The organism is Agromyces sp. Marseille-Q5079 (genome assembly GCF_051016555.1).
Taxonomy (GTDB): domain Bacteria; phylum Actinomycetota; class Actinomycetes; order Actinomycetales; family Microbacteriaceae; genus Agromyces.
The window spans coordinates 45,292-70,602 of sequence record NZ_JBPEJF010000006.1; the positions used below are offsets into that span (position 1 = coordinate 45,292).

General features: G+C 64.9%; 26 protein-coding genes and 1 pseudogene. 13 read left to right on the forward strand and 14 right to left on the reverse strand.

Features of this window, described 5'->3' with window-relative positions; translation table 11 throughout:
• The first annotated feature begins 130 nt into the window (after window positions 1–130).
• The 8 genes from ACR3IO_RS14210 to ACR3IO_RS14245 all read left to right on the forward strand — a co-directional run bounded on the left by ACR3IO_RS14210 (window position 131) and on the right by ACR3IO_RS14245 (window position 6,711).
• Window positions 131–589, forward strand: a complete 459-nt coding sequence (locus tag ACR3IO_RS14210; protein WP_434072015.1) for a M23 family metallopeptidase — start codon at window positions 131–133, stop codon at window positions 587–589.
• 12 nt (window positions 590–601) lie between these two features.
• Window positions 602–1,345 carry a DsbA family protein gene (locus tag ACR3IO_RS14215; RefSeq protein ID WP_434071868.1) on the forward strand — a complete coding sequence of 248 codons (744 nt, stop codon included), beginning with the start codon at window positions 602–604 and terminating at the stop codon, window positions 1,343–1,345.
• Window positions 1,342–1,938: a TlpA family protein disulfide reductase gene (locus ACR3IO_RS14220; RefSeq protein WP_434071869.1), complete on the forward strand. Its 597-nt coding sequence runs from the start codon at window positions 1,342–1,344 to the stop codon at window positions 1,936–1,938. The genes ACR3IO_RS14215 and ACR3IO_RS14220 overlap by 4 nt, the downstream gene beginning before the upstream one ends.
• Window positions 1,938–2,675: a cytochrome c biogenesis CcdA family protein gene (locus tag ACR3IO_RS14225; protein WP_434072016.1), complete on the forward strand. Its 738-nt coding sequence runs from the start codon at window positions 1,938–1,940 to the stop codon at window positions 2,673–2,675. Before ACR3IO_RS14220 ends, ACR3IO_RS14225 begins: the two co-directional genes overlap by 1 nt.
• Before the next feature lie 7 nt (window positions 2,676–2,682).
• On the forward strand, window positions 2,683–4,662 hold the full coding sequence (locus ACR3IO_RS14230) for a cytochrome c oxidase assembly protein (RefSeq protein WP_434071870.1): 1,980 nt from the start codon (window positions 2,683–2,685) through the stop codon (window positions 4,660–4,662).
• Window positions 4,649–5,674: a cytochrome c oxidase assembly protein gene (locus ACR3IO_RS14235; protein WP_434071871.1), complete on the forward strand. Its 1,026-nt coding sequence runs from the start codon at window positions 4,649–4,651 to the stop codon at window positions 5,672–5,674. Before ACR3IO_RS14230 ends, ACR3IO_RS14235 begins: the two co-directional genes overlap by 14 nt.
• A gap of 75 nt (window positions 5,675–5,749) precedes the next feature.
• Window positions 5,750–6,124 carry a DUF6804 family protein gene (locus ACR3IO_RS14240; protein ID WP_434071872.1) on the forward strand — a complete coding sequence of 125 codons (375 nt, stop codon included), beginning with the start codon at window positions 5,750–5,752 and terminating at the stop codon, window positions 6,122–6,124.
• A gap of 77 nt (window positions 6,125–6,201) precedes the next feature.
• Window positions 6,202–6,711, forward strand: a complete 510-nt coding sequence (locus ACR3IO_RS14245) for a hypothetical protein (protein WP_434071873.1) — start codon at window positions 6,202–6,204, stop codon at window positions 6,709–6,711.
• A 152-nt stretch (window positions 6,712–6,863) separates the two neighbouring features.
• On the opposite strand, the gene ACR3IO_RS14250 is transcribed toward ACR3IO_RS14245, so the two are convergent.
• The 4 genes from ACR3IO_RS14250 to ACR3IO_RS14265 form a co-directional block, all read right to left on the reverse strand.
• Window positions 6,864–8,090 carry a Dyp-type peroxidase gene (locus tag ACR3IO_RS14250; protein ID WP_434072017.1) on the reverse strand — a complete coding sequence of 409 codons (1,227 nt, stop codon included), beginning with the start codon at window positions 8,088–8,090 and terminating at the stop codon, window positions 6,864–6,866.
• Window positions 8,080–8,622 carry a copper chaperone PCu(A)C gene (locus ACR3IO_RS14255; protein WP_434071874.1) on the reverse strand — a complete coding sequence of 181 codons (543 nt, stop codon included), beginning with the start codon at window positions 8,620–8,622 and terminating at the stop codon, window positions 8,080–8,082. Before ACR3IO_RS14255 ends, ACR3IO_RS14250 begins: the two co-directional genes overlap by 11 nt.
• A gap of 1 nt (window position 8,623) precedes the next feature.
• Window positions 8,624–9,247, reverse strand: coding sequence for a copper resistance CopC family protein (locus ACR3IO_RS14260; RefSeq protein ID WP_434071875.1), 624 nt, complete (start codon window positions 9,245–9,247; stop codon window positions 8,624–8,626).
• A 110-nt stretch (window positions 9,248–9,357) separates the two neighbouring features.
• Window positions 9,358–9,948, reverse strand: coding sequence for a hypothetical protein (locus ACR3IO_RS14265; RefSeq protein ID WP_434071876.1), 591 nt, complete (start codon window positions 9,946–9,948; stop codon window positions 9,358–9,360).
• A gap of 82 nt (window positions 9,949–10,030) precedes the next feature.
• Between ACR3IO_RS14265 and ACR3IO_RS14270 the strand changes: the two genes are divergently transcribed.
• Window positions 10,031–10,420, forward strand: coding sequence for an ArsR/SmtB family transcription factor (locus ACR3IO_RS14270; RefSeq protein WP_434071877.1), 390 nt, complete (start codon window positions 10,031–10,033; stop codon window positions 10,418–10,420).
• On the forward strand, window positions 10,413–11,666 hold the full coding sequence (locus ACR3IO_RS14275) for an MFS transporter (RefSeq protein ID WP_434071878.1): 1,254 nt from the start codon (window positions 10,413–10,415) through the stop codon (window positions 11,664–11,666). The genes ACR3IO_RS14270 and ACR3IO_RS14275 overlap by 8 nt, the downstream gene beginning before the upstream one ends.
• 45 nt (window positions 11,667–11,711) lie before the next feature.
• Here the strand turns inward: ACR3IO_RS14275 and trxB are convergent, their stop codons facing one another.
• From trxB to ACR3IO_RS14300, 5 genes are read right to left on the reverse strand one after another with little or no spacing between them, the layout of a single operon-like run.
• On the reverse strand, window positions 11,712–12,695 hold the full coding sequence (gene trxB, locus ACR3IO_RS14280; protein WP_434072018.1) for a thioredoxin-disulfide reductase: 984 nt from the start codon (window positions 12,693–12,695) through the stop codon (window positions 11,712–11,714).
• Window positions 12,688–13,335 carry an arsenate reductase ArsC gene (locus tag ACR3IO_RS14285; protein WP_434071879.1) on the reverse strand — a complete coding sequence of 216 codons (648 nt, stop codon included), beginning with the start codon at window positions 13,333–13,335 and terminating at the stop codon, window positions 12,688–12,690. Before ACR3IO_RS14285 ends, trxB begins: the two co-directional genes overlap by 8 nt.
• The gene (locus ACR3IO_RS14290) at window positions 13,335–13,754 is read right to left on the reverse strand and encodes an arsenate reductase ArsC (RefSeq protein ID WP_434071880.1); all 420 of its coding nucleotides are present in this window, start codon (window positions 13,752–13,754) and stop codon (window positions 13,335–13,337) included. The genes ACR3IO_RS14285 and ACR3IO_RS14290 overlap by 1 nt, the downstream gene beginning before the upstream one ends.
• A gap of 22 nt (window positions 13,755–13,776) precedes the next feature.
• The gene (locus ACR3IO_RS14295) at window positions 13,777–14,544 is read right to left on the reverse strand and encodes an MIP/aquaporin family protein (protein WP_434071881.1); all 768 of its coding nucleotides are present in this window, start codon (window positions 14,542–14,544) and stop codon (window positions 13,777–13,779) included.
• Between the two features lie 14 nt (window positions 14,545–14,558).
• Window positions 14,559–15,446, reverse strand: coding sequence for a metalloregulator ArsR/SmtB family transcription factor (locus ACR3IO_RS14300; protein WP_434071882.1), 888 nt, complete (start codon window positions 15,444–15,446; stop codon window positions 14,559–14,561).
• Window positions 15,447–15,562: 116 nt separating this feature from the next.
• On the opposite strand from ACR3IO_RS14300, the gene ACR3IO_RS14305 reads away from it, so the two are divergent.
• Window positions 15,563–15,958, forward strand: coding sequence for a low molecular weight phosphatase family protein (locus ACR3IO_RS14305; protein ID WP_434071883.1), 396 nt, complete (start codon window positions 15,563–15,565; stop codon window positions 15,956–15,958).
• A 92-nt stretch (window positions 15,959–16,050) separates the two neighbouring features.
• Here the strand turns inward: ACR3IO_RS14305 and ACR3IO_RS14310 are convergent.
• Together ACR3IO_RS14310 and ACR3IO_RS14315 are read right to left on the reverse strand one after the other, a co-directional pair.
• Window positions 16,051–16,545 (reverse strand): annotated as a pseudogene (locus ACR3IO_RS14310) (N-acetyltransferase family protein); the annotation flags it as partial.
• Window positions 16,542–17,894, reverse strand: a complete 1,353-nt coding sequence (locus ACR3IO_RS14315) for an NAD(P)-binding domain-containing protein (protein ID WP_434071884.1) — start codon at window positions 17,892–17,894, stop codon at window positions 16,542–16,544. The pseudogene ACR3IO_RS14310 and the gene ACR3IO_RS14315, both read right to left, overlap by 4 nt.
• Before the next feature lie 90 nt (window positions 17,895–17,984).
• Here ACR3IO_RS14315 and ACR3IO_RS14320 point away from each other — a divergent pair, with 90 nt between their 5' ends.
• Window positions 17,985–18,347, forward strand: a complete 363-nt coding sequence (locus ACR3IO_RS14320) for a metalloregulator ArsR/SmtB family transcription factor (protein WP_434071885.1) — start codon at window positions 17,985–17,987, stop codon at window positions 18,345–18,347.
• 40 nt (window positions 18,348–18,387) lie between these two features.
• The gene (locus tag ACR3IO_RS14325; RefSeq protein WP_434071886.1) at window positions 18,388–19,530 is read left to right on the forward strand and encodes an MFS transporter; all 1,143 of its coding nucleotides are present in this window, start codon (window positions 18,388–18,390) and stop codon (window positions 19,528–19,530) included.
• Window positions 19,531–20,264: 734 nt separating this feature from the next.
• Here ACR3IO_RS14325 and ACR3IO_RS14330 read toward each other — a convergent pair.
• The 3 genes from ACR3IO_RS14330 to ACR3IO_RS14340 are packed head-to-tail and all read right to left on the reverse strand — an operon-like array spanning window position 20,265 to window position 25,289.
• A complete protein-coding gene (locus ACR3IO_RS14330; protein WP_434071887.1) occupies window positions 20,265–21,602 on the reverse strand; it encodes a family 43 glycosylhydrolase in 1,338 nt (445 codons plus the stop codon).
• A gap of 32 nt (window positions 21,603–21,634) precedes the next feature.
• The gene (locus ACR3IO_RS14335) at window positions 21,635–24,217 is read right to left on the reverse strand and encodes a family 78 glycoside hydrolase catalytic domain (RefSeq protein WP_434071888.1); all 2,583 of its coding nucleotides are present in this window, start codon (window positions 24,215–24,217) and stop codon (window positions 21,635–21,637) included.
• Window positions 24,189–25,289, reverse strand: a complete 1,101-nt coding sequence (locus ACR3IO_RS14340) for a family 43 glycosylhydrolase (RefSeq protein ID WP_434071889.1) — start codon at window positions 25,287–25,289, stop codon at window positions 24,189–24,191. The genes ACR3IO_RS14335 and ACR3IO_RS14340 overlap by 29 nt, the downstream gene beginning before the upstream one ends.
• Window positions 25,290–25,311: the final 22 nt, after the last annotated feature.

Here is a 25,311-nt window from a genome sequence, read left to right on the forward strand (position 1 = left end):
TGCCTCCGTCGGCCCGTCTGCGGCGAGGGATTCGCAGTCGCTCACCGTGGCGTCCGACGCGCGCTTGCAAGTGCTCTCGAAAGACGGCTACTCGGCCGTCACTGGTGAAGAGCTCGAAGCCGTCGCGAATATGCGAACCGCAGCGACCTTCGTGAATGACGGAAGTTCTGCCATCCAGTGGCCGTTCCCAGTGGGCGTGCCGCTCACAGATAGGTACGGGCCTCGGGAGGCGCCGTGCAGTGGGTGCTCAACATTCCATCTAGGACTCGACATGACGCCTGGTGAAGGCACGCCAATCGATGCGATCGCCGATGGTGTGGTGATTGCGGCGGAGGAATCGGATTCCGGATTCGGGGTCTCAGTCCGCGTCGAGCACGTCGTGAACGGCCGGAAATACGTCAGCTTGTACGCGCACATGCAGTTCGGCTCGCTGCAAGTTGCCGAGGGCGACGTCATCTCGGTCGGTCAGAAAATCGGCGAGGTCGGCAACACGGGGCAGAGCACGGGCCCGCACTTGCACTTGGAAATCTGGGAAGACGGCGATACCCCTGTCGACCCGTATGCGTGGCTGACCGAGATGGTCGGCTGAATTGGAGACATCATGAACACCCAGCGCAATTCTGCCCGTCAGAATCCGCCCCGATCGGCCGACCGTCCCGCTGCGGCGAAGAAACGCACAGGCCGGACCACGCTCTGGATAAACGTTGGTGCGGTCCTCGCCTTCGTCCTGGCGGTCGTCGTCATCTTCCTCGTGACCCGGCCTGGCTCATCCGGATCCGGCTCAGCTGACTCGGACTCCGCCGCGGCATCGGTCGTTGAGGCGGTGCGTGAGGACAGCCACGTCGTCGGCGAGCCTGGAACCGGGGACGTCACCCTCGTCGAGTTCCTCGACTTCGAGTGCGAGGCATGTGGCGCGGCCTTCCCCTTTGTCGAGTCGCTCCGCGAGAAGTACGCCGGCGATGTCACGTTCGTTGCCCGGTACTTCCCGATTCCGAGTCACAAGAACGCACTCAACGCCGCGATCGCCGCCGAATCTGCCGCCAGACAAGGCAAGTTCGACGAGATGTACGTCATGCTCTTCGAAACCCAAAAGGAATGGGCCGAGCAGCAGGACTCGAAAGCAGAACTCTTCCGCCAGTATGCCGAAGAGCTCGGGCTGGACCTCACCAAGTACGACGCGGACGTCGCTGACCCCACGACCGAGGAACGAGTGCGTTCGGACCAGGAAGACGGGACTGCGCTCGGCGTCGCCGGCACGCCGACCTTCTTCCTCAATGGGGAGCGTCTCGAACTTCAGTCGGCCGACGACCTCGTCTCAGCCATCGACGCAGCCCTTGGACGATGAAGAAGCCCTTTCTCCCGATCGTGGTGCTTGCGGTCACCGGCTCGCTCGTCCTCACCGGGTGTGCCTCCAGTGACGTGGCGGACCAATATCGCGAGGGGAGTGGGAAGAACTTCATCGCCGGGAACGGCACGATCACGGAGATCCCGGTCGCCGAGCGCGGCGAGCCAGTCGGATTCGCAGGCATCACGGAAACCGGCAAGCCGATCGCATCGACCGACTTCGACGGCCAACCACTCGTCGTTAATTTCTGGTACGCGGGATGTGCTCCCTGTCGGAAAGAAGCACCGGACCTGCAGGCGTTGTCCGAACAATTCCGCGAGGCCGGCGTGCAGTTCATCGGAGTCAACGTCAGAGATCAGGCAGCGACCGCAAAGGCGTTCGCCGACACGTACAGCGTGACCTACCCCTCGATAATGGATGCTGACCAGAGCGAAGTGCTGCTCGCGTTCAGCGGGATCGTCGCACCTAACGCGGTCCCCACAACGTTGGTTCTTGATGCAGAGCATCGCGTGGCCGCGCGGGTCCTCGGGCGAGTAACAAGCCGGTCGATCCTGGAAACGCTGATCGAGTCCGTGGTCCCGGAGCAACAGTGATCCCAGACAATTTCTTCAGCACAGTACTGTCCGGTGAACTTCTCCTCGCGATTCCGATCGCGCTGGCAGCGGGATTGATCTCCTTCGCATCACCATGCGTGCTTCCGCTTGTGCCGGGCTATCTGGGTTTCATCGGCGGAACTGTGGCGCCAACCAATGCTCGCAAGCGACTTGTCGCAGGTACCTCGCTGTTCATTGCGGGGTTCGGGGCCGTGTTCATCGCGTATGGCGCCCTATTCGGGGCGCTCGGATCATGGCTGATCGCCTGGCAGGACCTGATCACGCGGCTGCTCGGAGTCGTCGTCATCCTGATGGGGATTGCCTTCACAGGTCGGATCGGGTTCCTTCAGCGCATCGTGAGACTGCCCATTGCTCGATCCGGTGGTGTGGTGGGTGCTCCTATGCTCGGCGTGGTCTTCGGGCTGGGCTGGACTCCATGTATGGGGCCAACGCTTACCGCGATTGCCGCTTTGAGTCTCGAGGGCGGTTCGCCGGGCCGGGGCGCTCTCCTCGGGCTGGTGTACTGCCTCGGCCTCGGGCTCCCGTTCCTTGCCCTTGCTTTCGGGTTCTCTTGGGCTTCCTCAGCGGTGAGCGTGATCCGTGCACATATCCGTGCGGTGAACCTGGCCGGTGGGGTGCTCCTGATCCTGATCGGTGTGCTCATGCTCACCGGCGTGTGGAGCATGTGGCTCTTCGGCCTGCAGGCGGTGATTGGTGGTGTCCTCCTCCCTCTCTAGAACCAGCGTGCCGAGCGAAGCAACGGTGCTTGGGGTTCGGCGAGTCGTCTTGATTCCCGCATTGATCATCGTGGCTGCGCTTTCCGCGAGCACCGTCGCGGTACTCCTGACAACCGCGGGTGCCGCGCCGCTGTTCGAAATATCCCCGGTCATTGAGTACGGGTTGCCGGCCGCCAAGAGCATCGTGAACCTTGCCGCAGCGGCAACCATCGGTGGCCTGCTCACAGCCTCGGTCGTGCTGGCCAGATCCTCGCCGGGCTGGGGATTGGTCCTCGACATTGCAGCTGTCGGTGGTCTGGTTTGGACCGCTGGTGCCGCCGCTGCGACGGTACTCACCTACCTCAACGTTGCTGGACCCGTCCGGCCTGAGGTATTCGGCCCAGGACTCGGCCAGTTCCTCACCCAGATCGATCTTGGTCGAGCTTGGCTCGCAACCCTCCTCACCGGCGCGGTCCTGACGATCCTGTGTTTCGCCGTGCGTAGTCACACGGGCGTGGCTGCCGTCACGATCCTGGCATTCGCCGCGCTGATCCCGCTCGCGTTGCAAGGACATGCTGCCGGCGCTGGAAGTCACACTGCGGCATCAAGCGCATTGTGGCTTCATGTCGCTGCGAGTGCCTCGTGGATCGGCGGGCTCCTGGCACTTGTGCTGGTGCATCGCAAGCTCCAGGGTGTTCAAGCCCATACAGCGTTGAAGCGCTACTCGACCATCGCCTTGGCCAGCTTCGTCGTCCTTGTTACCGCGGGCACGATTGGTGCGGCAGTTCGGCTCAGCTCTCCTGAACAACTCTTGAGCACCGGGTGGGGACTACTCCTTCTCGGCAAAGTCCTTATCCTGCTCATACTCGGCGCTGCTGGTGCGTACTACCGCCGCGGGTTTCTTACACAACCGGCATCACCGGGCTCGTCACAGCGCGCGATCTGGCGTCTTGTGATCGCGGAGCTCGCTCTCATGGGCGTAGCGTCCGGGCTCGCTGCGGTCCTTTCCAGGACGCCACCGCCAGTAGTCGAGCAAATCGCGGTGAGTGCATCTGAGCGGCTCACTGGGCAGCCTCTTCCGCCCATGTTTGGGTTGGATAGTGCCTTCACAGTTTGGGCACCAGACCCAATCTGGTTGCTTCTGGCGGGACTCGGTGTCGTGTCCTACTTACGAGCGGTCACACATCTCCGGCGCCGCGGAGGATCTTGGCCGGCATCTCGCACCGTCTCCTGGATGGCCGCCATGGTCTTGCTCTGGTATCTCACGAACGGCGCACCGGGCGTCTACTCGACCTACTTGCTCAGCACTCAACTCCTCGTCTTCATGACATTCGCGTTCGTGCTTCCCCTCCTCCTCATTCTGGGCAGTCCAGTCACGTTGCTCACCATCTCGGTGCCCAAGCGAGAGGACGGCAGCCGAGGCGCACGGGAGTGGACCCGAGTGGTGTTGGAATCTCGCCCCGTTACGGTGCTGACTCATCCGATCGTCGCGGCATCGCTTCTCGTCGCGTCGTTGATCCTGTACTCCATCCCCGCCAGTCTGAAGTGGGCGGTGACGGACCCAGTTGGCCAGCAATGGGCGAATCTGCACCTGCTACTCATCGGGCTCGTCTTCTATTCCTCCTTCGTCGGCACAAGAACTCGGTCCCAACCCGCAGCCGGACCGCTGCGGCTGCTCACCCCGCTTGTCGTGATCGCGTTCCTCGCTGTCTACGGGCTGATGCTCGCCAGCGGTCCTGAGCTGCTCCTACCCGAGTGGTACGGGGTCATCATCGAAGGATGGCCGCTGGATCCGCTCTCAGACCAACAGAACGCCGGAGTCATCACCTTCGCCGCCGTCTCGGTCCCTGCTCTCATCCTGGGGGTGATCCTCGGCAGGCGATGGAAGCGCCGAAAGCCGACGAACGAACCCGGCCTGCTGAGCTCGGCCGCGGATGCGGGCGAAGACGTCCGCAAGGCCGACCCGCGGAAGCCCGAACGCGTGCGGAAATCCCATGCGCCACGGTGACGTCTCCGGCCCGGTCTCGATCCCGGATCAGCCGCCGAGCCTTGAGGCATTTCTCGCGATCGACCTTCAACCGGTGCCAGTGCTCCCCGTGGTGGCCGCGCTCCTCGCGGCCGCCTACACCAGTGGCTGGATTCGCCTCCGATGGCTCGGCCGGCCATGGCCAGCATGGCGAGCACTGCTCTTCCTCCTCGGCTGCGCGATCATCGCCGCCGTCACCGCGACCCGGCTCGAGGGATATGGCTACGCACTCTTCTCAGTGTTCATGTTCCAGCAGCTCACGCTCATGATGGCTGTTCCACCACTCCTCGTGCTCGGTTCCCCAGGAACGCTCCTTCTTCGGGCGATGCCGCATCATGGAATCGGACTCAGCCTGCTTCGACTCGCCGTCTGGGGACTTCGATCCTCATTCTCGCGATTCCTTCTACATCCCGGCTTGATGGTCCCGTTGTTCCTGTTCGCGTTCTACGGGATCTACCTCAGCAAGATGGCCGACTCACTTCTGCGGACTTGGCCCGGTCACCTCGGACTTGAACTGTTCTTCCTCGCGGCAGGGATTCTCTTCACCATCCCACTCATCAGTGCCGACCCGTTGCCGCGGCGGCAATCCCACCTCGGACGGCTGTTCGATCTCTTCGCCGAGATGCCGCTGCATGCTTTTTTCGGCGTCATCGTGATGATGGCCGTCACACCATTGATCCCGTACTTCGGGGAGCCGCCGCCCTCATGGGGTATCGACCCAGTGGCCGACCAAGGCATAGCCGGTGCACTCGCATGGTCTTACGGAGAGGCACCAACATTGGCCTTGGCGCTGGTGCTCCTCGGACGCTGGTACCGGGACGACACTCGACGCGCTCACGTGAGAGACGCTCGAATCGACCGCACCGGAGACCCGGAACTCGAGGCCTACAACAGCTACCTGCGTCGCCTCCAAGCGAGAGACCACGACCAAGGCATCGAATCCGGATCCCATCAGCCGCGCCCACGAGACGACCATCCAAGCGAGGCCACATGACTCACCCAGACTGAAGACCGGCCTCGCCACTCGACACCACCGACCATCGATCGAACCATCAGAAACGCAGGAGAAATGCCCAAGAACTCGCGCCCTCGACAGAACGCCCCAGCGGTCGGGCAACGTAACGCCCTCGCTCCCGGCCTCATCGCCGCCATGGCGCTTCTGCTTGGAGTGGTGGTGCTGGATGGTGGCGGATTCACCATCGTTCAATTCGTCGTTTCGATCTTGGCGCTGATCGTTTCCTGGTTCGCAGTGCAAGCTCACCAATGGTGGTGGCTGCCGGTGTTCATTGCGATCGCGGTGGTTTGGAATCCGGTGGTGCCATTGCCGTTCGAAGGTCAGTGGTGGCTCGCCGCACAGTTCGCGGCCGCGTTCGTGTTCATCCTTGCTGGAATCCTGATCAAGGTGCCGCGAACGGCCGCCACCAAGGCGTCTCGAGCGAAATAGGTCGAGACCACAAACAAGGCGCTCGTAGGATTGCCGCGAGCTCACGAATCGAAACCGCAGGCCGGGGAGTCGGGACCATGACGAACAAAATGACACGGACGGGCCGGATGGTTCGCGCCGGATTCGTTACCGAAGAAGCCGTCTACGGGGTGGTGCTCGTCGCCGGCATGATCGTCGTTGCCGGCGCGAAGGACGGGACTTCCTGGACCGTATTCACCACCGTCGCGACCACGGTGCTGGTGTTCTGGGCTGCGCATGTGTATGCCGGGACAGTGGCTCACCACGGGTTCGAAGTTGACCGATTCACTTCCCTTCAAGAGGCATTCGGACAGTCGATGCACCGCTCGCTGGGTCTGCTCACCTCTTCCCTGATCCCGCTGTTCATCCTGCTCTTGGGCGCGACGGAGTTGATCGATGACCAAACAACGATCTGGCTTGCGCTCTGGACCTGTGTCTTGGTGCTCACCGTGCTTGGCTTCATCGCGTACGCCCGACGCGGCGCCCCATGGATCTGGCGAATCATCGGAGCCCTCACCACTGGAACGTTCGGGCTCGCCATGATCCTGCTCAAGGCAGTCATCCACTAGACCAGACCACGTCGCAAGCAGCGCGGACCCGGTCTGAGATTTCACCTGCGAACGCGGGCACAGGGAGAAGGCCTGGTCGGTGCTCATCGTGAACTGCCGATCAGGCCCTCTGCGCTTCCCGTTCCGAAGCAGCTGGTGTTCTGCCCTGATGGTTAGGTGAGCAGCGTCTCTCCGACGTACCCGCCTTCCGAACACCCTGGCGGGACCGCGAAGACCGCTGAGCCGATCGGCGTCGTCCATTCGTTCAACAGGTCGAGTTCGTCCAGGCGCGTCTGGATGGGTACGAATTGCCGGTCGATGTCAGCTTGGAACGAGATGAACACGAGCCCGGTGTTCGAGATCGCTTCCGGATCGGGGGGCGTGTCGTCGTAGTTGTACGACCTCCGGAAGATCACCTCGCCGGGCGTTGCCGGACTTGATCGGCGGATGTGGGAGAACTCGGGGATCGTCGGGAACCCGATTGCCGTGGTCGCCTCGAAGTCGGGTACGTCTCGTTCGGCCGTGCCGGTCAGCGGGGCCCCGGTGTCGAGCCGTCGGCCGACGGCGAGCTCCCGCCCTGGCCTGTCGAGGCGGTCCCATTTGTCGACATCCATGCGGATGCGTCGGATGACCATGCCGGTGCCGGCAGTGAGCCAACTTCCGTCATTCACCCAAACCGCCTGGGCGAGCTCTGCGCTGCCCAGAGCTGGGTTCGTGGTTCCGTCGACCTGTCCGAAGAGGTTCCGCATGGTGGTGCCGGTCTTCTCGGATCCGTAGGCGCGGCGGAAGCCACGTTGGGTCCAGCGGTGTGTCGCGAACTTCCTGGCGTCCTTCAGCAGCATCCGGATGGTGTGCGCGACGGTCAATTGATCGTCGGAGCAGACCTGGATGAGCAGGTCGCCGTCGTTCCATGCCGGTTCGAGACGATCGACGCCGAACGCGGGGAGCGGGTGCAGCCAGCTGTGGGTGCCAGGATCGCCGCCTGCTCGGCGGACGAACTCGGGACCGAAACCGAACGTAACCGTCAACTGGGCCGGGACAAAGCTGAGTTCCGGTTCGGAGTCCGCGAGCGGGCTCAGGCCCTGTGTCAGCCGTGCGGCGTCGTCGGAGAGGAGCCGCATCATCGACCGCAGTTCGGCCCGCTCGACCTCGTCGCGCAGGTCCAGCGCGATGAGGACGGCATGTGCTGCGGGGGCAGTGTCGATTCCCGATTGGTGCATGCCGAAGAACGGCACGGTGGCGTCCCCGTTCAGAGGCTGGGCCGCCGCGACCTGTGCGTTCGGGTTGGTGATCAGCTGGTCGGTGGCGAGGGCGCCCACGGCGCCGGCGCCGGCGACTGCACCGCCGAGCAGGAGTTGGCGTCGGCTCAGGCCGGATGGGTCCGAGGGCCTATTCGGCATCGCCGGAGTCCATGTCCATGCCCGTGTCGGGGACGTAGCTCTCGTTCGCGCCCGAGTAGTCCTTGACGACGGCATCGAACTCTGTGGTACTTCCGTCGCTGAACTCGAGCAGGATCGTGAGGTCAGATCCTGCGCTGAGCTTTTCAGTCAAGTCCATGATCATGAGGTGGTCGCCGCCGGGCTGCAGGGTAAGCGAGTCGCCTGGTTCGATGACGAAGCCGCCTTCCTTGGGCTGCATCTTCATTTCGCCGCCCTCGGTCTCGACGGTTTCGTGCAGCTCGATCATGTTTGCGAACTCGGCGGTCGCGCTCTCGATCGTGACGTCCGCGGTGCCAGTGTTCTCGATCACGCCGAATCCGGCGGTCATGTCGCTGTCGGCGGACTTGATCCAGGCATCGGTAATAGAGATTGACTCCGCGGCCAGGACTGCGGAAGCGGTCGGAGCGACGTCGGCGGTCGCGGCCGAGTATCCGGTCAGGGTGAGGATCAGTGCGGCGAAGCTGAGCGTGGTGATACGACGGGTGGAGTTCATGTCAGTCATCCTTTGAAGAAGTGGTGGTGTTGTCGGTCGAGGGCGCGCCGGATTTGGGTGTTGATCGTCGTCGGCCGAGGGTGATGCCGAGCATGACCAGCCCGAGTGCGACTACAGCTCCGGTCGCGGCGATCAGCAGTCCCCGAACCCAGGACGCCGCGACGGTTTGGTTCGCGTTGGTGTCCGCTTCAGCGGCAACTGGTGCCTCCGAGGCGTCGGACTGTGTTGTGGCGCTGGGTGCTGCGGAACTCGGTAGTTGGGTGCTGGTGCCGACACCGAATTGGTAGATGTCGCTGATCGGGTGTCCGTCGGCTGAGATGGCCCGCCAACGGACGTTGTAGACGCCGTCCGGCATGCCGGGCTCGAGTTCGGCGGTGACGGTGTTCTGGTCGACGACCGCATCACCGACGACCCAGTCGGCTCCGTCGGTGTCGTCGACGATGATGATGGCGCCCATCGGGAGCACTTCATCGGTGTATTCGAGCACGATGCGTTCTGGGGCGGTCTCAACAACCGTTTCTTCGGCCGGGCTGGTGCTCTGGATGGATTCATGGGCGTACGCGGGTGCGGCGGGCAGAGCGACGATGAACGTCGCCATGACCGTTGCAGTCACCGTCGCGCCCACGCGTGAGCGTGAGGGCAAGCTGGGGCTCCTTATGCGGAATGGTCGCGTGAAGATCCCGACGCCGCGGCATGCGCGTACGTTCGGGTGCGCCGAGTGGCGCGATCAGAGTTTTACGCGACGACCGGCGGCCCGCGACGCGGACTGGTGAGTACCGCCCGCGCTGTCAGCAGAGCAACGTCCAGCGTGACGGGGCGCAGGCGGACCGAAGAAGCGGACGGGGTGACCGCCGTGATGCGGATCGCGCGCGTGAATCGCTCGTGGATTCGGTGGCCGATGCGGAGCACCCATGCCGAGATCGTCTCGGCAGTTCGGAGCATCAGCACGGTCAGTGCCGCTGCGATCGCGTGGGTGAACGTCATGTCATCGACCGGGATGTCGGCGCCGAGCGTGATCGGGATGTGGTGATGACTGCCGTGCCCTGCAGACAGCGGGGCGCTCGATGCTGGCGGCGCGGCGGAGAACAACGCATGGAACACGTACTGGCTGATGACGACGCCTGCGACCGTCTGCAGGAGCCTGACACGTCGACCGGCCAGAACTGTGCAGATTGGAATGCCGAGAAGGACCGTGGCGAGGACGCCCTGCCATGCCGGTGGCTGGCCACCACCGAGCATGTGAGCGAAGACTGCGACGTAGGTCGCCAGGAGTGCCATCGCGGAACCGCGCGCGACACGACTCCACCGACCCGACATGTCGTCCATTCTCCCTCATTGCGCGCGGATGGTTTAGCCCGCAATTGCACCCATGCTTGCGGCCAGGTTCAGTGTATGCAAATATCTGCGTATGAATGCAGATAGTAAGTGTGGTTTGACGGTCGATAGCGAGTACGTCGAGCTCGCGGTCGAGGTGTTCTCGATGCTCGCCGATGCCACGAGGATCCGGATCATCCTCGCGCTGCGCGACGAGGAACTGTCGGTGAACCACCTCGCCGACATCGTGGACAAGACGCCTGCGTCCGTCTCACAACATCTCGCCAAGCTTCGGTTGGCGCGCATCGTGGCGACTCGTCAGGAGGGCACTCGGATCTTCTATCGGCTCGCGAACGAACACGCGCGTCAACTCGTGGCTGATGCGATCTTCCAGGCTGAGCACGCACTCGACGACCGGAACCCCGCACACCACCGGAGGTCTTCCAGCCGGACCGCTGAGGTCAGGGACATCTCCGGTGCTTGAAGTCCTCCGCAACCCGACCTACGGAAAGCTGTTCAGCGCCCAAGTCGTCGCCCTGCTCGGCACCGGCCTTCTGACCATCGCACTAGGGCTGCTGGCGTTCGACATCGCCGGCGGTGACGCGGGCATCATCCTCGGCACCGCGCTGACGATCAAGATGCTCGCATACGTCGGCGTGGCACCCGTGATCGCCGCACTCACCGGACACCTGCCCCGCAAGCTCGTCCTGATCAGTGCGGACATGCTCCGCGCGGCCGTCGCGATCAGTCTCCCGTTCGTGACCGAGGCCTGGCAGATCTACCTCCTGATCTTCGTCCTGCAGGCCGCATCGGCGACCTTCACCCCCGCATTCCAAGCCGTGATCCCCGAGGTCCTGCCCGACGAAGCCCAGTACACCCGCGCACTCTCGCTGTCACGCCTCGCGTATGACCTCGAGGCGCTGGTCAGCCCTATGCTCGCCGCAGCGCTGCTGACCGTGATCACCTACAACAACCTCTTCGTCGGCACCTTCCTCGGATTCGTCGGGTCTGCACTCCTCGTGATCGGAACCCGATTCCCCAAGATCGATCCGAGCAGACCGGCACCATTCTTCGACCGCCTCACCCGCGGTGTCCGCGTGTTCTGGCGAGTCCCCGAACTTCGGAGCCTGCTCGCGCTCAACCTCGTCGTCGCGACCTCGACCGGGATGGTCATCGTCAACACCGTCGTGCTCGTACAAGGCCAACTCGGCCGCCCGCAAACCGACGTGGCGATCCTGCTCGCCGCCTACGGCACCGGATCGATGATCGTCGCTCTCGCGCTGCCGAGGGTGCTCGACAAGCTCCCTGACCGCACGGTCATGCTCACCGGAGCGTTCATCCTCCCGCTCGGCCTGGTCGCGGCCGCCGCCCTCATCGCGAGTCCCGCGAGCGCATCCACCTGGGTCGGACTGATCGGCACCTGGTGTCTCCTAGGGGCCGCGACCTCGCTCATCCTTACTCCATCAGCAAGACTTCTCCGTCGTGCCTCGAACGAAACCAACAGGCCCGCCGTATTCGCCGCGCAGTTCTCCCTCTCGCACGCCTGCTTCATCCTCACCTACCCGGCGGCGGGCACCCTGGGGGCGTGGATCGGCCTCCCGGTCACCGCGCGGCTCCTCGCGGGCGTCGGTGTGGCGGCCGCGATCGCGGCTTGGCTCGCCTGGGCGCGGTCAACACCGGCAGGCGCTCTTACCAAGAGGGAATCGGAAACGGCAGCGAGCACGCAATGAACGCTGGGGCCGTCGCCCCCGTAACTGCACTGCGGGTGACGCGCATCACGGGGTTTCGAGAATGATCGCCGGTTGTTCTTCGACGGGGTCGGCGAGGCCGTGCGCGGCGAGGTAGTGTTCGGCATCGAGCGCCGCGGCACACCCCGTGCCCGCGGCGGTGATCGCCTGCCTGTAGCGCTTGTCGACGAGGTCGCCACACGCGAAGACGCCATCGAGGTTGGTCCGTGTGGAAGGGTGCGCTACCTTCACGTAGCCGTCTTCGTCGAGCTCGATCTGCCCCTTGACGAGGTCGCTGCGCGGGTCATGGCCGATCGCGATGAACAGGCCCGTGGCGTCGAGAGCCGTGTCCGCACCGGTCTGAGTGTCCCGAAGACGGAGTCGCTCGAGACCATCGTCCCCTTCGACGGCGACGACCTCGGCATTCCAGTACGGCCGGATCTTCGGGTTCGCGAGTGCGCGTTCCTGCATGATCCGTGACCCTCGGAGAGAGTCGCGGCGGTGAACGAGGGTGACGGAGTCGGCGAAGCGGGTGAGGAACATTGCTTCCTCGAGTGCTGAGTCTCCGCCGCCGACGGCGATGTCTTTGCCTCTGAAGAAGAAGCCGTCGCAGGTGGCGCACCAGGAGACGCCGCGACCGGTGAGGCGTTCCTCGCCGTCGACGCCGAGCTTGCGGTATGCGGAACCCATTGCGAGCACGACGGCGTGAGCTTGGTACTCGAGGCTGTTGATGGTGCGGATGGTCTTGATGGCGCCGGTGAGTTCGACTTCGATCGCGTCGTCGTAGACGATGCGTGCGCCGAATCGTTCGGCTTGCTGACGCATCTGCTCCATGAGGTCGGGTCCCATGATGCCCTGGGCGAAGCCGGGGAAGTTCTCGACCTCGGTCGTTGTGACGAGCGCGCCGCCCGCTTCGACCGAGCTTGCGAGCACGAGCGGGGCGAGGCCGGCGCGGGCCAGGTACACGGCGGCCGTGTATCCAGACGGGCCGGAGCCGATGACGACGACGTTCTCGATGGCATTTTCAGGCATTCGGGGTGATCTCCAGGCTCTGCAGCAGTTCTTCCACGTGGGCTTTGATCTCGTCACGGACGCGACGTACGCCATCCAAGGTGAGCACGTCTGGGTCATCGAGCTGCCAGTCGAGGTAGCGCTTGCCGGGGTAGACCGGGCACGCGTCACCGCAACCCATCGTGATCACGACATCTGCAGCGCGAACGACATCGTCAGTGAGCGGCTTGGGGTATTCCTGGGCGAGGTCGATGTCGAGCTCGTTCATCGCTTGAACGACGGAGGTGCCGATATCGGCCGCGGGCTGTGATCCTGCGGATCGAACGTGCACGCCGTTCCCGCCGAGTTCGCGGAGCAAGGCGGCGGCCATCTGCGATCGGCCGGCGTTCTGTACGCAGACGAACAGCACTTCGGGCACGGGCTTCGCGATGGCGCCCTTGGACTGCGCAAGTGCGGTGAGTCGGTCCTGTGCGAACCGTGTCGCGAGGCTCGGCAGGTGGGTGTTGACGGTGGCGGTGCGTGCGAGCGCGGCGTACGACTCGAACACCACGCGTTCGACCGTCTCCTCGCTGAACACGCCACCGAACCGGATCGCCAGGCGCTCGGATGCACGATGCAGAACGGAGTCAGGCGTCAGGAGCGGCGGCTGCTGGGGGTTCATCAGACACCCGTTCGGGCAGTCAGCAGTTCGCCGAGGAGTTCCTCGACCCGGCGGCGGATCTCGTCGCGGATCGGGCGGACGGCCTCGATGCCTTGGCCGGCCGGGTCTTCGAGCTCCCAGTCCTCGTAGCGCTTGCCGGGGAAGATCGGGCATGCGTCACCGCAGCCCATCGTGATTACGACATCCGATTCCTTCACGGCGTCGACGGTCAGGATCTTCGGGGTGTTGCCGGCAATGTCGATGCCCTCTTCGGCCATCGCCTGGACGGCGACGGGGTTGATCTGGTCCTTGGGCTCGGAGCCGGCCGACAGGACATCGACGCGACCTTCGGCGAGTTCGCGGAGGAATCCGGCAGCCATTTGCGAGCGGCCTGCGTTGTGGACGCAGACGAACAGGACGGAAGGCTTCTCAGTAGTCATGCCGCTAATGATAGACCTACATCTATGCTTTTGCTACCTCGCTGGAAAGCTCGACGGCAGTCGCCTGCGAGGCTCCATCCGGCGCGCGCGTCGGGAAGAGCAGGGCGACGAGCGCGACGCCGATCAGCCCACCGACGAGCTGAGCGCCGAGGAACGGAGCGACGGACGTCGGGGCGATTCCTGCGAACGTGTCCGAGAAGACACGTCCGATCGTGACGGCCGGATTGGCGAAGGAGGTCGAGCTGGTGAACCAGTAGGCCGCGCCGATGTACGCACCGACGGCTGCGGGGATGATTCGGGTGTTGCCGCCGCGCACCAGGCTGAAGATGACCAGGACCAGTCCGGCAGTCGCGACAACTTCAGCAAGAAGGGCGGTCGGCGTGGCCCTGTCGGTCGACGAGATCGCTGTCGGTGCACCGAACATGGCGTTTGCCAGGAGCGCTCCGCTGATCGCACCGAGCACTTGGGCCGCGGCGTACGACGCAATATCGCGGGCACGGAACCCGGCCCCTCTGTCACGGCGGGTGAGTGTCCATTCCGCCAGGGACACGACGGGGTTGAAGTGCGCTCCGGAAAGGGGCGCGAATACGGCGATCAGCACGGCGAGACCCAGGGTTGTCGCCAGGCTGTTCTCGAGCAGTTGCAGGCCGATATCGGTCGGTGAGAGGTCCGATGCGGCTATCCCTGAGCCGACGACGATCGCAACGAGTAGCCCCGTGCCCAGAAATTCGGCGATGAGTCGGCGAGCGAGCGGTGCGGTTTCGGGCTGGGGTGACTCGTCGGAGGCCATTGATCCTGTCGATTTCAGAGGGTGGTGAGCAGCTCGCGGATGCGGCGCTCGATGTCGTCCCGGATCTCCCGGACGTCCGCGAGCGGCTTTCCAACCGGGTCGGGAAGGTCCCAGTCGAGGTACCGGCGCCCCGGGTAGATCGGACATGCGTCGCCACAGCCCATGGTGATCACCACGTCGGCGGCCCGGACGACTTCGTCCGTCAAGGGCTTCGGGTACTCGCCTGCAAGCGGAACGCCAATCTCGTCCAGCGCCGTGAGAACGGAACTGCGCACCTCACTCGCCGGATCCGAGCCGGCGGTTCGCACGTGAACCTTGTCACCGGCCAGGTGCCGGAGGATGGCGGAGGCCATCTGCGACCTGCCTGCGTTCTGCACGCAGACGAACAACACCTCCGGAACAGCGCGCGTCGGTGACGGCTCGGCTCGCGCGAGGGCCTCGAGGCGATCGGCCGCGAACTGTGCCGAAAGCGACGGCACTCGCGGCCCCGGTGTGGGTCGCGCCGCAAGCAGCTCGTAGCTCTCGCGGACGTAGCGCTCGACCGTCTCCGAGCTGAACACGCCTTGGAAGCGTTCACTGAGGTCTCGGATGACACGATCGAGGATCGGATCGACCGCGACGTCGGAATCCGGCCTGCCGAGCATCTCGGCGATGCGATCTGCGTGAACCGGAGCCAGGGAGTACCAGGTACGCCGCCCATCGGGTTCGCGAGTCAGGAGCCCCTCATCCATCAGCGCTTTCACGTGATGACTCACGGTCGGCTGCCGAAGCCCCAACTCCTCGGCGATCCGGCCGACGAGGACTCGGCCGTCGGGTGCCGCCAGGATGCTGCGAAGAATGTGCGCTCGCGTCGGATCCGCTACGAGGCGGAGCTCTCGGGTGCCTTCTGCCGATGAATCCATAGATGCGAGTCTATGACAAAAGGTAGGATGCCGGTACGGTACCTCCACCATCCTCGACGTCGTGTGATCTGCGATTGCTGATCGAACACGGACCCGAACGAAAGCAGCGACACCCTGTGAGCAAGCCCACCGTTCTCTTCCTTTGCCAGCACAACGCCGGTCGCTCCCAGCTCGGCGCGGCGCTGCTCGAGATCCTCGCCGGCGATCGATACACGGCCCAATCCGCGGGCCTCGCGCCCGCCGACACGGTGAACCCGGCGATCGCGTCGACCGTCGCAGAGCTCGGCCTGGACATCGTCGACCGGACACCTCGCGAGGTCACCGCCGCCGACCTTGAGCAAGCCGACATCGTCATCGCGATGAAGCCCGGACTCGCCCTTCCCGCGGCTCCCTCCGGCCGGTTCCTCGAGTGGACGTTCCCTGATCCCACCGATTGGAGTACCGAGAACGTGCGGCCACTGCGTGAAGCCGTGGCCGCACGAATTCAGTCGGAGCTACTGGCCGGGGCGTAGCCCGCAGGCACGGGATCGTTGCTGGCCGGCGTTGCCGTCGATGCACTGACCGAGGCCAGGAGGGATGCTCCACCAACCAGGTCAGCGTGGTCCTCGCGGCGACGCTCGATCAGGATGGTGTCCCGCCAGCTGCCGGCGTGCGGGCCGTAGCCCATGCGAGCGATGCGTTCCCGCCGGCCGACGGTGCGGAAGCCGGCCCGTTCGTGGAGGGCGAGGCTGGGCAGGTTCTCGGGGAAGATCGAGGACTGGATCGTCCAGTACCCGGCCACATCCGCTGCCTCGAGGAACGCCGCGAGAAGCTGCCGTCCGGCTCCGGTTCCCTGCGCGTCGGGGGCGATGTAGATCGAGTGCTCGACGACACCCCGGTACACCTCGCGCGCGGACACCCGGGAGGCGGCGGCCCACCCGATCACCTGCCCGTGGCCGTCGGAAGCAACAAACCGGATATCCGCGACGCGGGAGGCATCGAAGGCCTCCCAAGTCGGTGGCTCCGCCTCGAAGGTGGCGTTGCCGGTGGCGATGCCCGCAGCGTAGATCGCGTGCACTGCCGGCCAGTCCGACGGTTCCATCGGCCGGATGCTCGTCATGAGCAGCAGCTCGAGGCCGCGCTCGTGCCCTCACTCGTGCCGCAGGATGACCCGTCGGGTGCGAGGCTCGTCGAGCACACGCCGGTCTCGGGCAGGACGAGCTCGACGTTGCTCGCCGCGGCGAGGTCGCCGGCCAGCCACGCGGAGATCGAACGCACCTGCTCGTAGCCGGTGGCGAGGAGGAAGGTGGGTGCGCGACCGTAGCTCTTCATGCCGGCGAGGAAGAACCCGGGCTCGGGGTGGGTGAGCTCGGCGAAGCCGTGAGGTTCGACGGTTCCGCAGGTGTGCACGTTGGGGTCGATCAGCGGTGCGAGGCGCTTGGGTGCCTCGACGATCTCGTCGAGTTCGAGGCGGATCTCGCGGAGCATGTCCAGGTCGGGTCGGAACCCGGTGGCGCTGACGACGACCTCGGTGTCGTGCTCGACCAGTTCGCCGCGTCGTGCACCGATCAGGCGGACACCATCATCGGTGCGACCGAGTCGCACGATCTCGAACCGGTCGACCACGCTGATGCGACCGGCGGCGACGAGCGCATCGACGCGACGTCCGATCGATGCCCGGGCAGCCAATCCGTCATCCTCGGAGGTGGTGACGCGGACGGCGCTCGCGTTACGGATCAGCCAGGTGATGCGAGTCTCAGGTTCCTGCTTCGCGAGCTCCGCCAGGGCAAGGAGGGTGTTCGCGGCGGAGTGGCCGGCACCGACGACGGTGGTGTGGCGGCCGGCGAAGCGATCGCGTTCGCGTCCGAGGACGTCGGGGAGGGCGTGGCTGACACGGTCGGCGACGTCAGCGAGGCCCAGCGGGTCCAGTCCGGAGGAGGCGAGGCTGTTCGGGTGCGCGTAGGTGCCCGAGGTGTCGATCACGGCGCGTGCGGTGAACTCCTCGATGCCGTCGGAGGTGTGCGCGCGGAGGAGGAACGGGGTCGACGCGCGGCGCGCCGTGCGGGTGCGATCCATGCCCTGACGAGTCACGGCCTCCACTCGGACACCGGTGCGGATGCATCCTCCGATCTCGTCGAGCGCGGCGAGGGGCTCGAGGTAGCGTTCGACGAGTTCGGTGCCCGTCGGGAGGCTTTCGGGTGCCGGCAGTTGCCATCCAGTCGCTTCGAGGAGGCGGCGTGATGCCGGGTCGACGACGTGCTTCCACGGGGAGAACAGACGGGTGTGGCCCCACTGACGGATGCTGGATGCGACCTGGTCGCCGGCTTCGTAGATCACGAAGTCGATGCCCCGCTCGACGAGGTTCGCGGCCGCCGCGAGTCCGACCGGGCCTGCGCCGATGATCGCGACAGGCAGAGTGTCGAGCCGGCGCTGCTGCACGCTCGGGGCGGTCAGATCGATCAACGTCATGATGGGTGCGCCTCCTAGGCATCGATGAACTTCGATATTGAGTGTGCCCACTCCATCAATGTTTGTCAATATTCGGGTAGGATGGTTGACATGTCCACCACGCTGCTGCCTGTGATCCAGCCCGAAACGGCCGTGTGCTGCACGCCGCTGACCAGCGAGGCCATGGATGCAGACCGCGCAGACGGCCTCGCCAAGAAGCTAAAGGCTTTGGCGGACCCGACCCGGCTCCGACTGGTGTCGATTGTCGCAGCGTCCGAGGGCGCGGAGGCGTGCGTGTGCGACCTCATCGAGCCGGTCGGCCTGAGCCAGCCGACCGTGTCGCACCACCTGAAGATCCTCATGGAGGCCGGCTTCCTGTCACGCAGCAAGCGCGGCACGTGGGCGTACTACAAGCTGGTCCCCGGCGCTCTCGGGGAGCTCTCGCAGCTGCTCGACGTCACCGCGTCGCGCTGACCGTATTCCGACGCCGGCTGTGTCGCGGTATCCGCTCGGAGTGCGGCTCGCCGCACTCTCCATCGGTCAGGTCATCAGCTGGGGCATCCTCTACTACGCCCTGATCGTCGCCGCGCCGGCCATCGCCGACGCAACCGGCTGGGCGGTAGCGGCGATCATGCTCTGCTTCTCGGGCGGGCTCATCGTGTCGGCGGTAGCCGGCATCCTCGTTGGCCGTTGGCTCGATGATCGCGGGCCCCGACTGATCATGACCCTTGGCGCCATCGTCGGAACCCTGGGCTTGGTCATCGTCAGCGCCTCGCCAAATCTCCTCGTCTTCACACTCGGCTGGGTCGTCTGCGGCCTCGCGCAGGCTGCGGTGCTCTACCAGGCAGCGTTCACCGTCATCGCACGCCGCCACGGCGACGCTCGCCGTGGTGCGATGACAGTCCTCACCCTCGCCGGCGGCCTTGCCTCGACGATCTTCGCTCCCGCCGTCGCCGGGCTGCTCAGCCTCCTCGACTGGCGGGCGACCTTCCTCGTCCTGGCGCTCGCGTTGCTCGTGCTGACCGTGCCACTGCACTGGGTCTTCCTCGAACGGACATGGGCTCCGCTTCCACCCGCCCACGAGGGCGAGGCCGTCCACAACGTCGGCACGGTCATCCGGACCCGCCGGTTCTGGATGCTCGAGATCTCGATGGTCGCTCTCGCCGCTGCACTGTTCAGCGTCACCCTCGCGATCATCCCGCTCTACATGGAAAAGGGGCTCACCTACGAGCTCGCGGCCTGGTCGCTCGGCCTGCTCGGCGCCGGCCAAGTCGTCGGCCGCCTGCTCTACCTCGTCATCCCGCATGACGCGGCACCATGGCGACCCCTCGCCCTCACCTCGGCGCTCGCGGTCGTCGTGCTCGCGCTCATGGGACTGGTGCCGGGACCACCCTGGCTGCTCGTCGTCATCGGGGTCATCGCCGGCGCCGTCCGCGGCGCGCAGACTCTCGTCCAGGGATCCGCCGTTGCCGACCGTTGGGGTACGCGAAACTACGGCTCGATCAACGGCATCTTCGCTGCGCCGATCACCGCCATTACGGCAATGGGTCCTGCACTCGGGCCAGTCGTCGCGATCGCGAGTGGCAGCTACTCCACGATGGCCATCATCATGGCGGGCTTCGCCGGTCTTGCCTTGGTTACCGCAAGATTCTCTTGACTCAGAGTCGCGGGACTTGATGCGTCAACGTTTATCCAACGTTTATTCGATCCGAGCCCGATCGAGATACGCCGAGGCATCCCGAGTATTCTGGGACTAATAGTTTCGGGATCGGCGAGAAATCCCCGGTCATGTCGAGATCAGTCGAGTGCTTACCGAGATTCGGAGTCCGGGGGAGTAGACCCGGGCGAGTCCATCGGTCACGGGTTCAAGTCCCGTCCGCCCTACTTGTCGGATTTGCCATCTGATCAGGAATTTTCCTGTTTGTGCCGGCATGGGCATGCGCGTGGATCAACTAGATCATGTTTTCAGAACATTGGCCTGATCAGGGGTTTTTCGTCGGACTTGAATCCAAGTCCAGAAGATTCACGCATCAAGTCTCGATCGTTTGGATTCGCCGTTTGATCTGGGGTTTTTCAGGAGCGATTGCACCGGGGCGGACGCGTTCACGTTTATCCAACGTTTATTCGGCGACTGCCAGCATGCTGAGGTGCTCGGTTGCTGGTCGTGCTCCTTGTGGACGAAGCCGGGTCTTCGTTTGCGGTTACCCGGTGATGTCCAACTCGTGGAGCGCTTCTGTGATGGGGATACGTTCCTGTTCGATCCGACGGAAGGGAACGATGCCCGTGGTTGCGATAGCTCCGTTGTCGTCGTTGTCGGCAGCGTTGAGATTCCCAGTGACTCCACCTCGCTCGCACTAATCGCACATCGGCATCGGTCGAGACACGGTGGCCCTACGTGAAGACGAGTGAGCTCACCGTGACGTCCGCACCCGATACGAGCGCGATCTGGATTTCGTGAGTGCCCGGCGGAAGCTCTGCGAGTTCAATCGTGACTGTACCCGGCGTGACGTCGATCGTCGACAGTCTGCTGCCGATGCGGAGAGCGACAGTGCCGGACCCGCGCACAGTCAGCTCGGCTTGTTGAAGCGGTGCTTCGTTCTTCACGTGCCGGTAGGTGCCTGTCGCACCTACCCGGGGCAGGACGAGGGCCTGGTGGCCGTGGAAGTCTCCGACGTAACCCCCGCCGCCGACGGTGCACGCGCGCCACCCGTCGATCTGCTCGCCGAGGGCGAAGGGCTCGCCCGCTCCCTGGGAGGTCATCTGGACCTCGGCGATGGACCCGTCCGCCGCGATCGAGATCGGCTCGACGCAGAGCCGGCGGAACCCTGCGGTGTTGCCGCTTGCGCGGTGGTAGAACACGTACCACTGGTCCCCGAACCGTTCGATGGAGCCATGATTGTTCCAGGAGCAGGGGTCGCATCCGTCGCTGTCGATGATGACGCCGCGGTAGGTGAAGGGTCCCAGCGGGGTGGGGCCGGTCGCGTAGCCGAGGCTCGTGGGCTTGCCGCGGGAATCGTCGGCGAAGACGAGATAGTACGTGTCGCCGATCTTCCGCATCGAGGACCCCTCGTGGAAGTGGTGCTGCTCCGCCGTCACGAGGTTGTGGTGGACCTTCGTCGGATCGAAACCCAAGAGGTCGTCATTCAGGCGGACACCGCTCGCACGGAACTGACCCCAGTAGTAGTAGGCCGCGCCATCGTCGTCGATGAAGATCGCCGGGTCGATTCCCTCGGCCGGAAGTCGCACGGGGTCGCGGAACGGGCCTTCGGGTCGATCCGCGACGGCGACACCTTCACTGCCGTCCGACAGGTCGAAGAACAGGTAGAACCGGCCATTATGCGAAATCGCGTCCGGAGCGAACAGCAACGGCGTATCGACTTTGCGACCGGCCTGTGCCAGCCGCTTGAACTGCTCCATCAGGCCGGCCCGCCGAAGATTGCTCAGCGTTCTGATCAGATGCCGGAACTTGGCCCATCGTCCGATCGTCGCGACAGTCGTCATCGCGGTATCAGCCTTGTTCCAGGGGCTCTGCGATACCGAGAACGACACATCGTGCACCGTCCACTCACTGAGGTCGCGCGTTGACACGACCCGGTACTCGTTGCTGCAGAGCAGATCCGTGTGCTGATCCCAGCTGCCGTAGACGTATAGCCTTCCGTCCGGCATCACATGCGCTTCGCCGTCGGGAATGTAGACGTCGGGGGGCAGAACTGGGTTCTTCATCGACATGACCTGGATTTCTCTCGAGTCGGAAGGGATGCTCAGCGAACCCCGGCCGCAGCTGCAGGTGACGATTCGTTCGCCTCTCGGAACACCCAGGTGCCGGCGCCGACGGTGGTGACGGTGCCCTCCGGCAGGCGGATGTGTGCGGTGGTGTTCGACGGGACGGTGATCTCGTACTCGGTGAGATCGTCCTGCCGTTTCCACGCCGAGGTGACGGTTCCGAAGACGCTGTCGTAGCTGAATGCTGCGTGTGTGAGTGTTCCGCCCGGCTGCGGTGCGATGGTGAACTCCTGCTCGCCGGTGACGTCGACGCCGCAGACGGTCTCGAAGATCCACTGGCAGACCGACCCCGGCGAATAGTGGTTCTGGCTTGCAGTGCCGTCCCAGTTCTCCCAGACGGTGGTGGCGCCGGAGCGCACCTGGAACAGCCATCCGGGCTCGGCTTCGTTCTCCAGCATCCGGTACGCGATATCGGTGCGACCCCGTTCGGAGAGCACGGGCAGAATCAGCGGGGTGGAGAGGAACCCGGTGCCGATGCGGTATTCGCGGGCTTCGATCGCATTCACCAGTTTGGCGAACGTGTCGTCTGCGAGCTGCCCCTCGAGCAGTCCGAAGGCGAGCGGGCGCACCATCTTGCTCTGCCGGTCGGTGTCGACGGGCGTGAACTGCCTGGCGTAGGCCTCGGCGCACCCGCGCGCATACTCCTCGAAGAGCGGAATGTCCTCGTCGCGGCCGAGGATGCGCGCGACATCCGCCATGATGCGGGTCGTGTACGCGAGGTAGGCGGTCGCCTCCTCGGGGTGCGGGGCGATCATGTCCTTGAGGATGCTCTGCTGGTAGACGTCGGTCGGTTCCAGCCATTCCCCGAACGCCTGACCCGCGTTGGAGATGTACTTCCGGTCGGGCTTGGGGAACGGCCTTCCGAAGAGGCCGGTGCGGTTCGTCCGGGTGATCTGGAACTCGACGTGGCGCTTCATCATGTCGTAGGAGTCGCGGAGAACCACCTCGTCCCGGTACAGCTCGTAGAGGTACCAGGGCACCAGGACTGCGGCATCCGCCCACCCCGCGGATCCGGCCATTGCCTTCAGCTGGTCCATGCCGAAGACCTCGTTGTTGTGGGTGTCGGGCGCGACGCATGGCACCCTGCCGTTGGGCATCTGACGGTCCTGCAGGTCCCGGAGCCACTTCCGCATGAACGCTGCGGTGTCCATGAGGAAGGTGCCGGTGCGGGTGAAGATCTGAGCGTCGCCGGTCCATGGGGCTCGTTCACGCGTCGGGCAGTCGGTGGGCACGTCGAGGAAGTTGCCCTTCATGCTCCACAGCGTGTTCTGGACGAACTGGTTGATCAGCGCGTGGGACGAGGTGAAGGCACCGGTCTGTCCCATGTCGGAGTAGACGGCGATCGCCGTGACGCTCTCTGCGGCCAGTTCGATGTCGCCGGTAACCGTGGCGTACCGGAAACCGAACACGGCGAATCGGGTCTTGTAGGTGTTCGTGCCGTCGGCGAGCGTGAGATCGATGCGCTGCTGCGGCGTCGCGTTCGGCTTGCCCGCGCGCACCTGGATCGCTGCCATGTCCAGCTCCCCGGAAGTGTCCAGGTGCTCGGCGAACTGCAGGTGCAGCTGCTCGCCATGCCGGGCGTCGACCGTCAGTTCGATGTACCCGGCGATGTTCTGGCCGAAGTCCAGAAGCTGGACCCCTGCCGGAGTGCGGCTGATCGTGGGAGTGAAGCGTTCCTTCTCGCGGGGTACCACGTTGTCTGCGGCGGCGGGTACGAGCGGATACGTCGTCTCGCGGGCCACGCCCCGGTACGACGGGGTCTGCGTGAGGTCGACGCGTTCGCCGTCCTTGAGGTCGGCGAACCGCAGGGCGCCGTCGTTGCTCCACTCCCATCCGTCTCCCGTGGAGATGGTGTCGCGGCGACCGTCGGCGTAGGTCAGTTCGAGCTGGGCGAGCAGCTTGGTCTTGGTGCCGTAGGCGTTGCGGGTGCCGAGCGCGCCGATCGAGCCGCGATACCACCCGTCGGCCACGGCGACCTCGATCGTGTTCGCCCCGTCCGCGATCTGCTCGGTCACGTCATATGCCTGGTAGTGCAGCCGGGAGTCGTAGTCGGTGAAACCGGGCGCGAGGACGGCATCCCCGACGCGCGTCCCGTTCAGGTGCGCGTCGTATACGCCGCAGGCGGTCACGTACAGGCGCGCGGATGCCACCGTGCGCGCGTGGAAGGAGTGACGGAACTGGTCCACGGGGTAGCGGTGCTTCTTTTTCGGCTCGTAGTCGCCCGTGATCCAGGTCGCGACCCAATCCTGCGGCTGCAGCAGCCCGAGTTCGAAGGTGGTGGAGGTCCACGGGCCGGGCTGCTCGGCTTCATCCCAGAGTTGGACCTGCCACTGGATGCGGTCGCGGCTGTGCAGTGCGCTGCCGCCCCACTCGTGCCCCGTCATCTTCGACGAGAGGACCTTGCCGGAGTCCCACACCGTGTCGCCGTCGCGTGTGGCGACGATCCGGTACGCCGTCTGGGTGGTGCCGCCGTCGCAGACCCAGAACAGTCGGGGGCGAGGGTTGCCGAGCCCGATCGGGTCGGTGAGGTGGTCAGCGCGAAGTCGGGTTGCGGTCAGCATCCGGCATGCTCCATTCGTTGTGCCAGTCGATGATGGGGCGGTCCTGCTCGAAGCGGATCGGCAGCCACACGTAGTTCGAGAACGCGGTGTTGTAGTTCTTCACCCGCTTGCGCTTTCTGGGCGGCTTCCTCTGCGCCGACAGCAGCCGCTGGGTGCGTTCGAGTCCGATCGCCTTCGCGATGAACCGCGTGCCCTTGGTATAGGTGTCCAGGTAGGGGCGTGCGTCGGTGATGTCGGGCAGCCAGCGGTCCCCGATGGCGAAGAAGAAGTCGGTTCCCGGAACCTGGATCACGTCGCTGATCTGCGTCCCGTACGAGGTCAGGGACGTGTCGTCGGGATGCAGGTTCCCGAGATCGCGGTAGGGGCCCATGATGTCGTCGGCGACAGCCACCTCAGACGGGTTCGGACGGTAGTGGCTGGTGCCGGACGTGATCAGGTAGTGCTTCCCGTTGCGGGTGAAGTGCACCGGCGCTTCCCGCACCGCGGGCGGCAACTCGCGGTACAGCTCCATCCTGTACGGTTCGACGGCGCTCAGGTAGTCGTCGCTGAGCGGTGCGACGACGATGTGGGTGTGCACCTTCTGGAAGAACACATAGGCGCGGCCCATCGCCTCGTCGATGTCCAGGTCGAAGTCGCCGGCGCTGAAGCCGAACGGCCGGTACCCAGCGGTGACCGTGGTGTACGGGCCGATGAATCGGTCAGCGGTCATGATCGTGAACGACTGGATGTGGTCGTGGCCGACGATCTTCAACCAGGCGACGAACTTGCCGGTGCCCTCGTTGTAGAGGATGTGGGGCCGGTCCATCTGGCTGGTGGGGTGCAGGGGCGAGTCCTCGTCGTCGAGAACCGGTGGAATGATGTACCCCTGGTCCTCCCAATCCACGAGGTCTCGCGACGCGTAGGCGCGAACCCCCCAGTGCCAGATGTCGGCCCCCTCGACGGATTTCTCCTTGTTCTCTCCGTACAGATAGAACGTGTCTCCGACGCGGAGGATACCGCCGCCGTGCGCTTCGATCCGCTTGCCCTGCGTGTCGAGCATCACGGCGCCGGGCGCTATCGTGCGATTCGTCATGGTGTCCTTCGGCTCGGTGGCT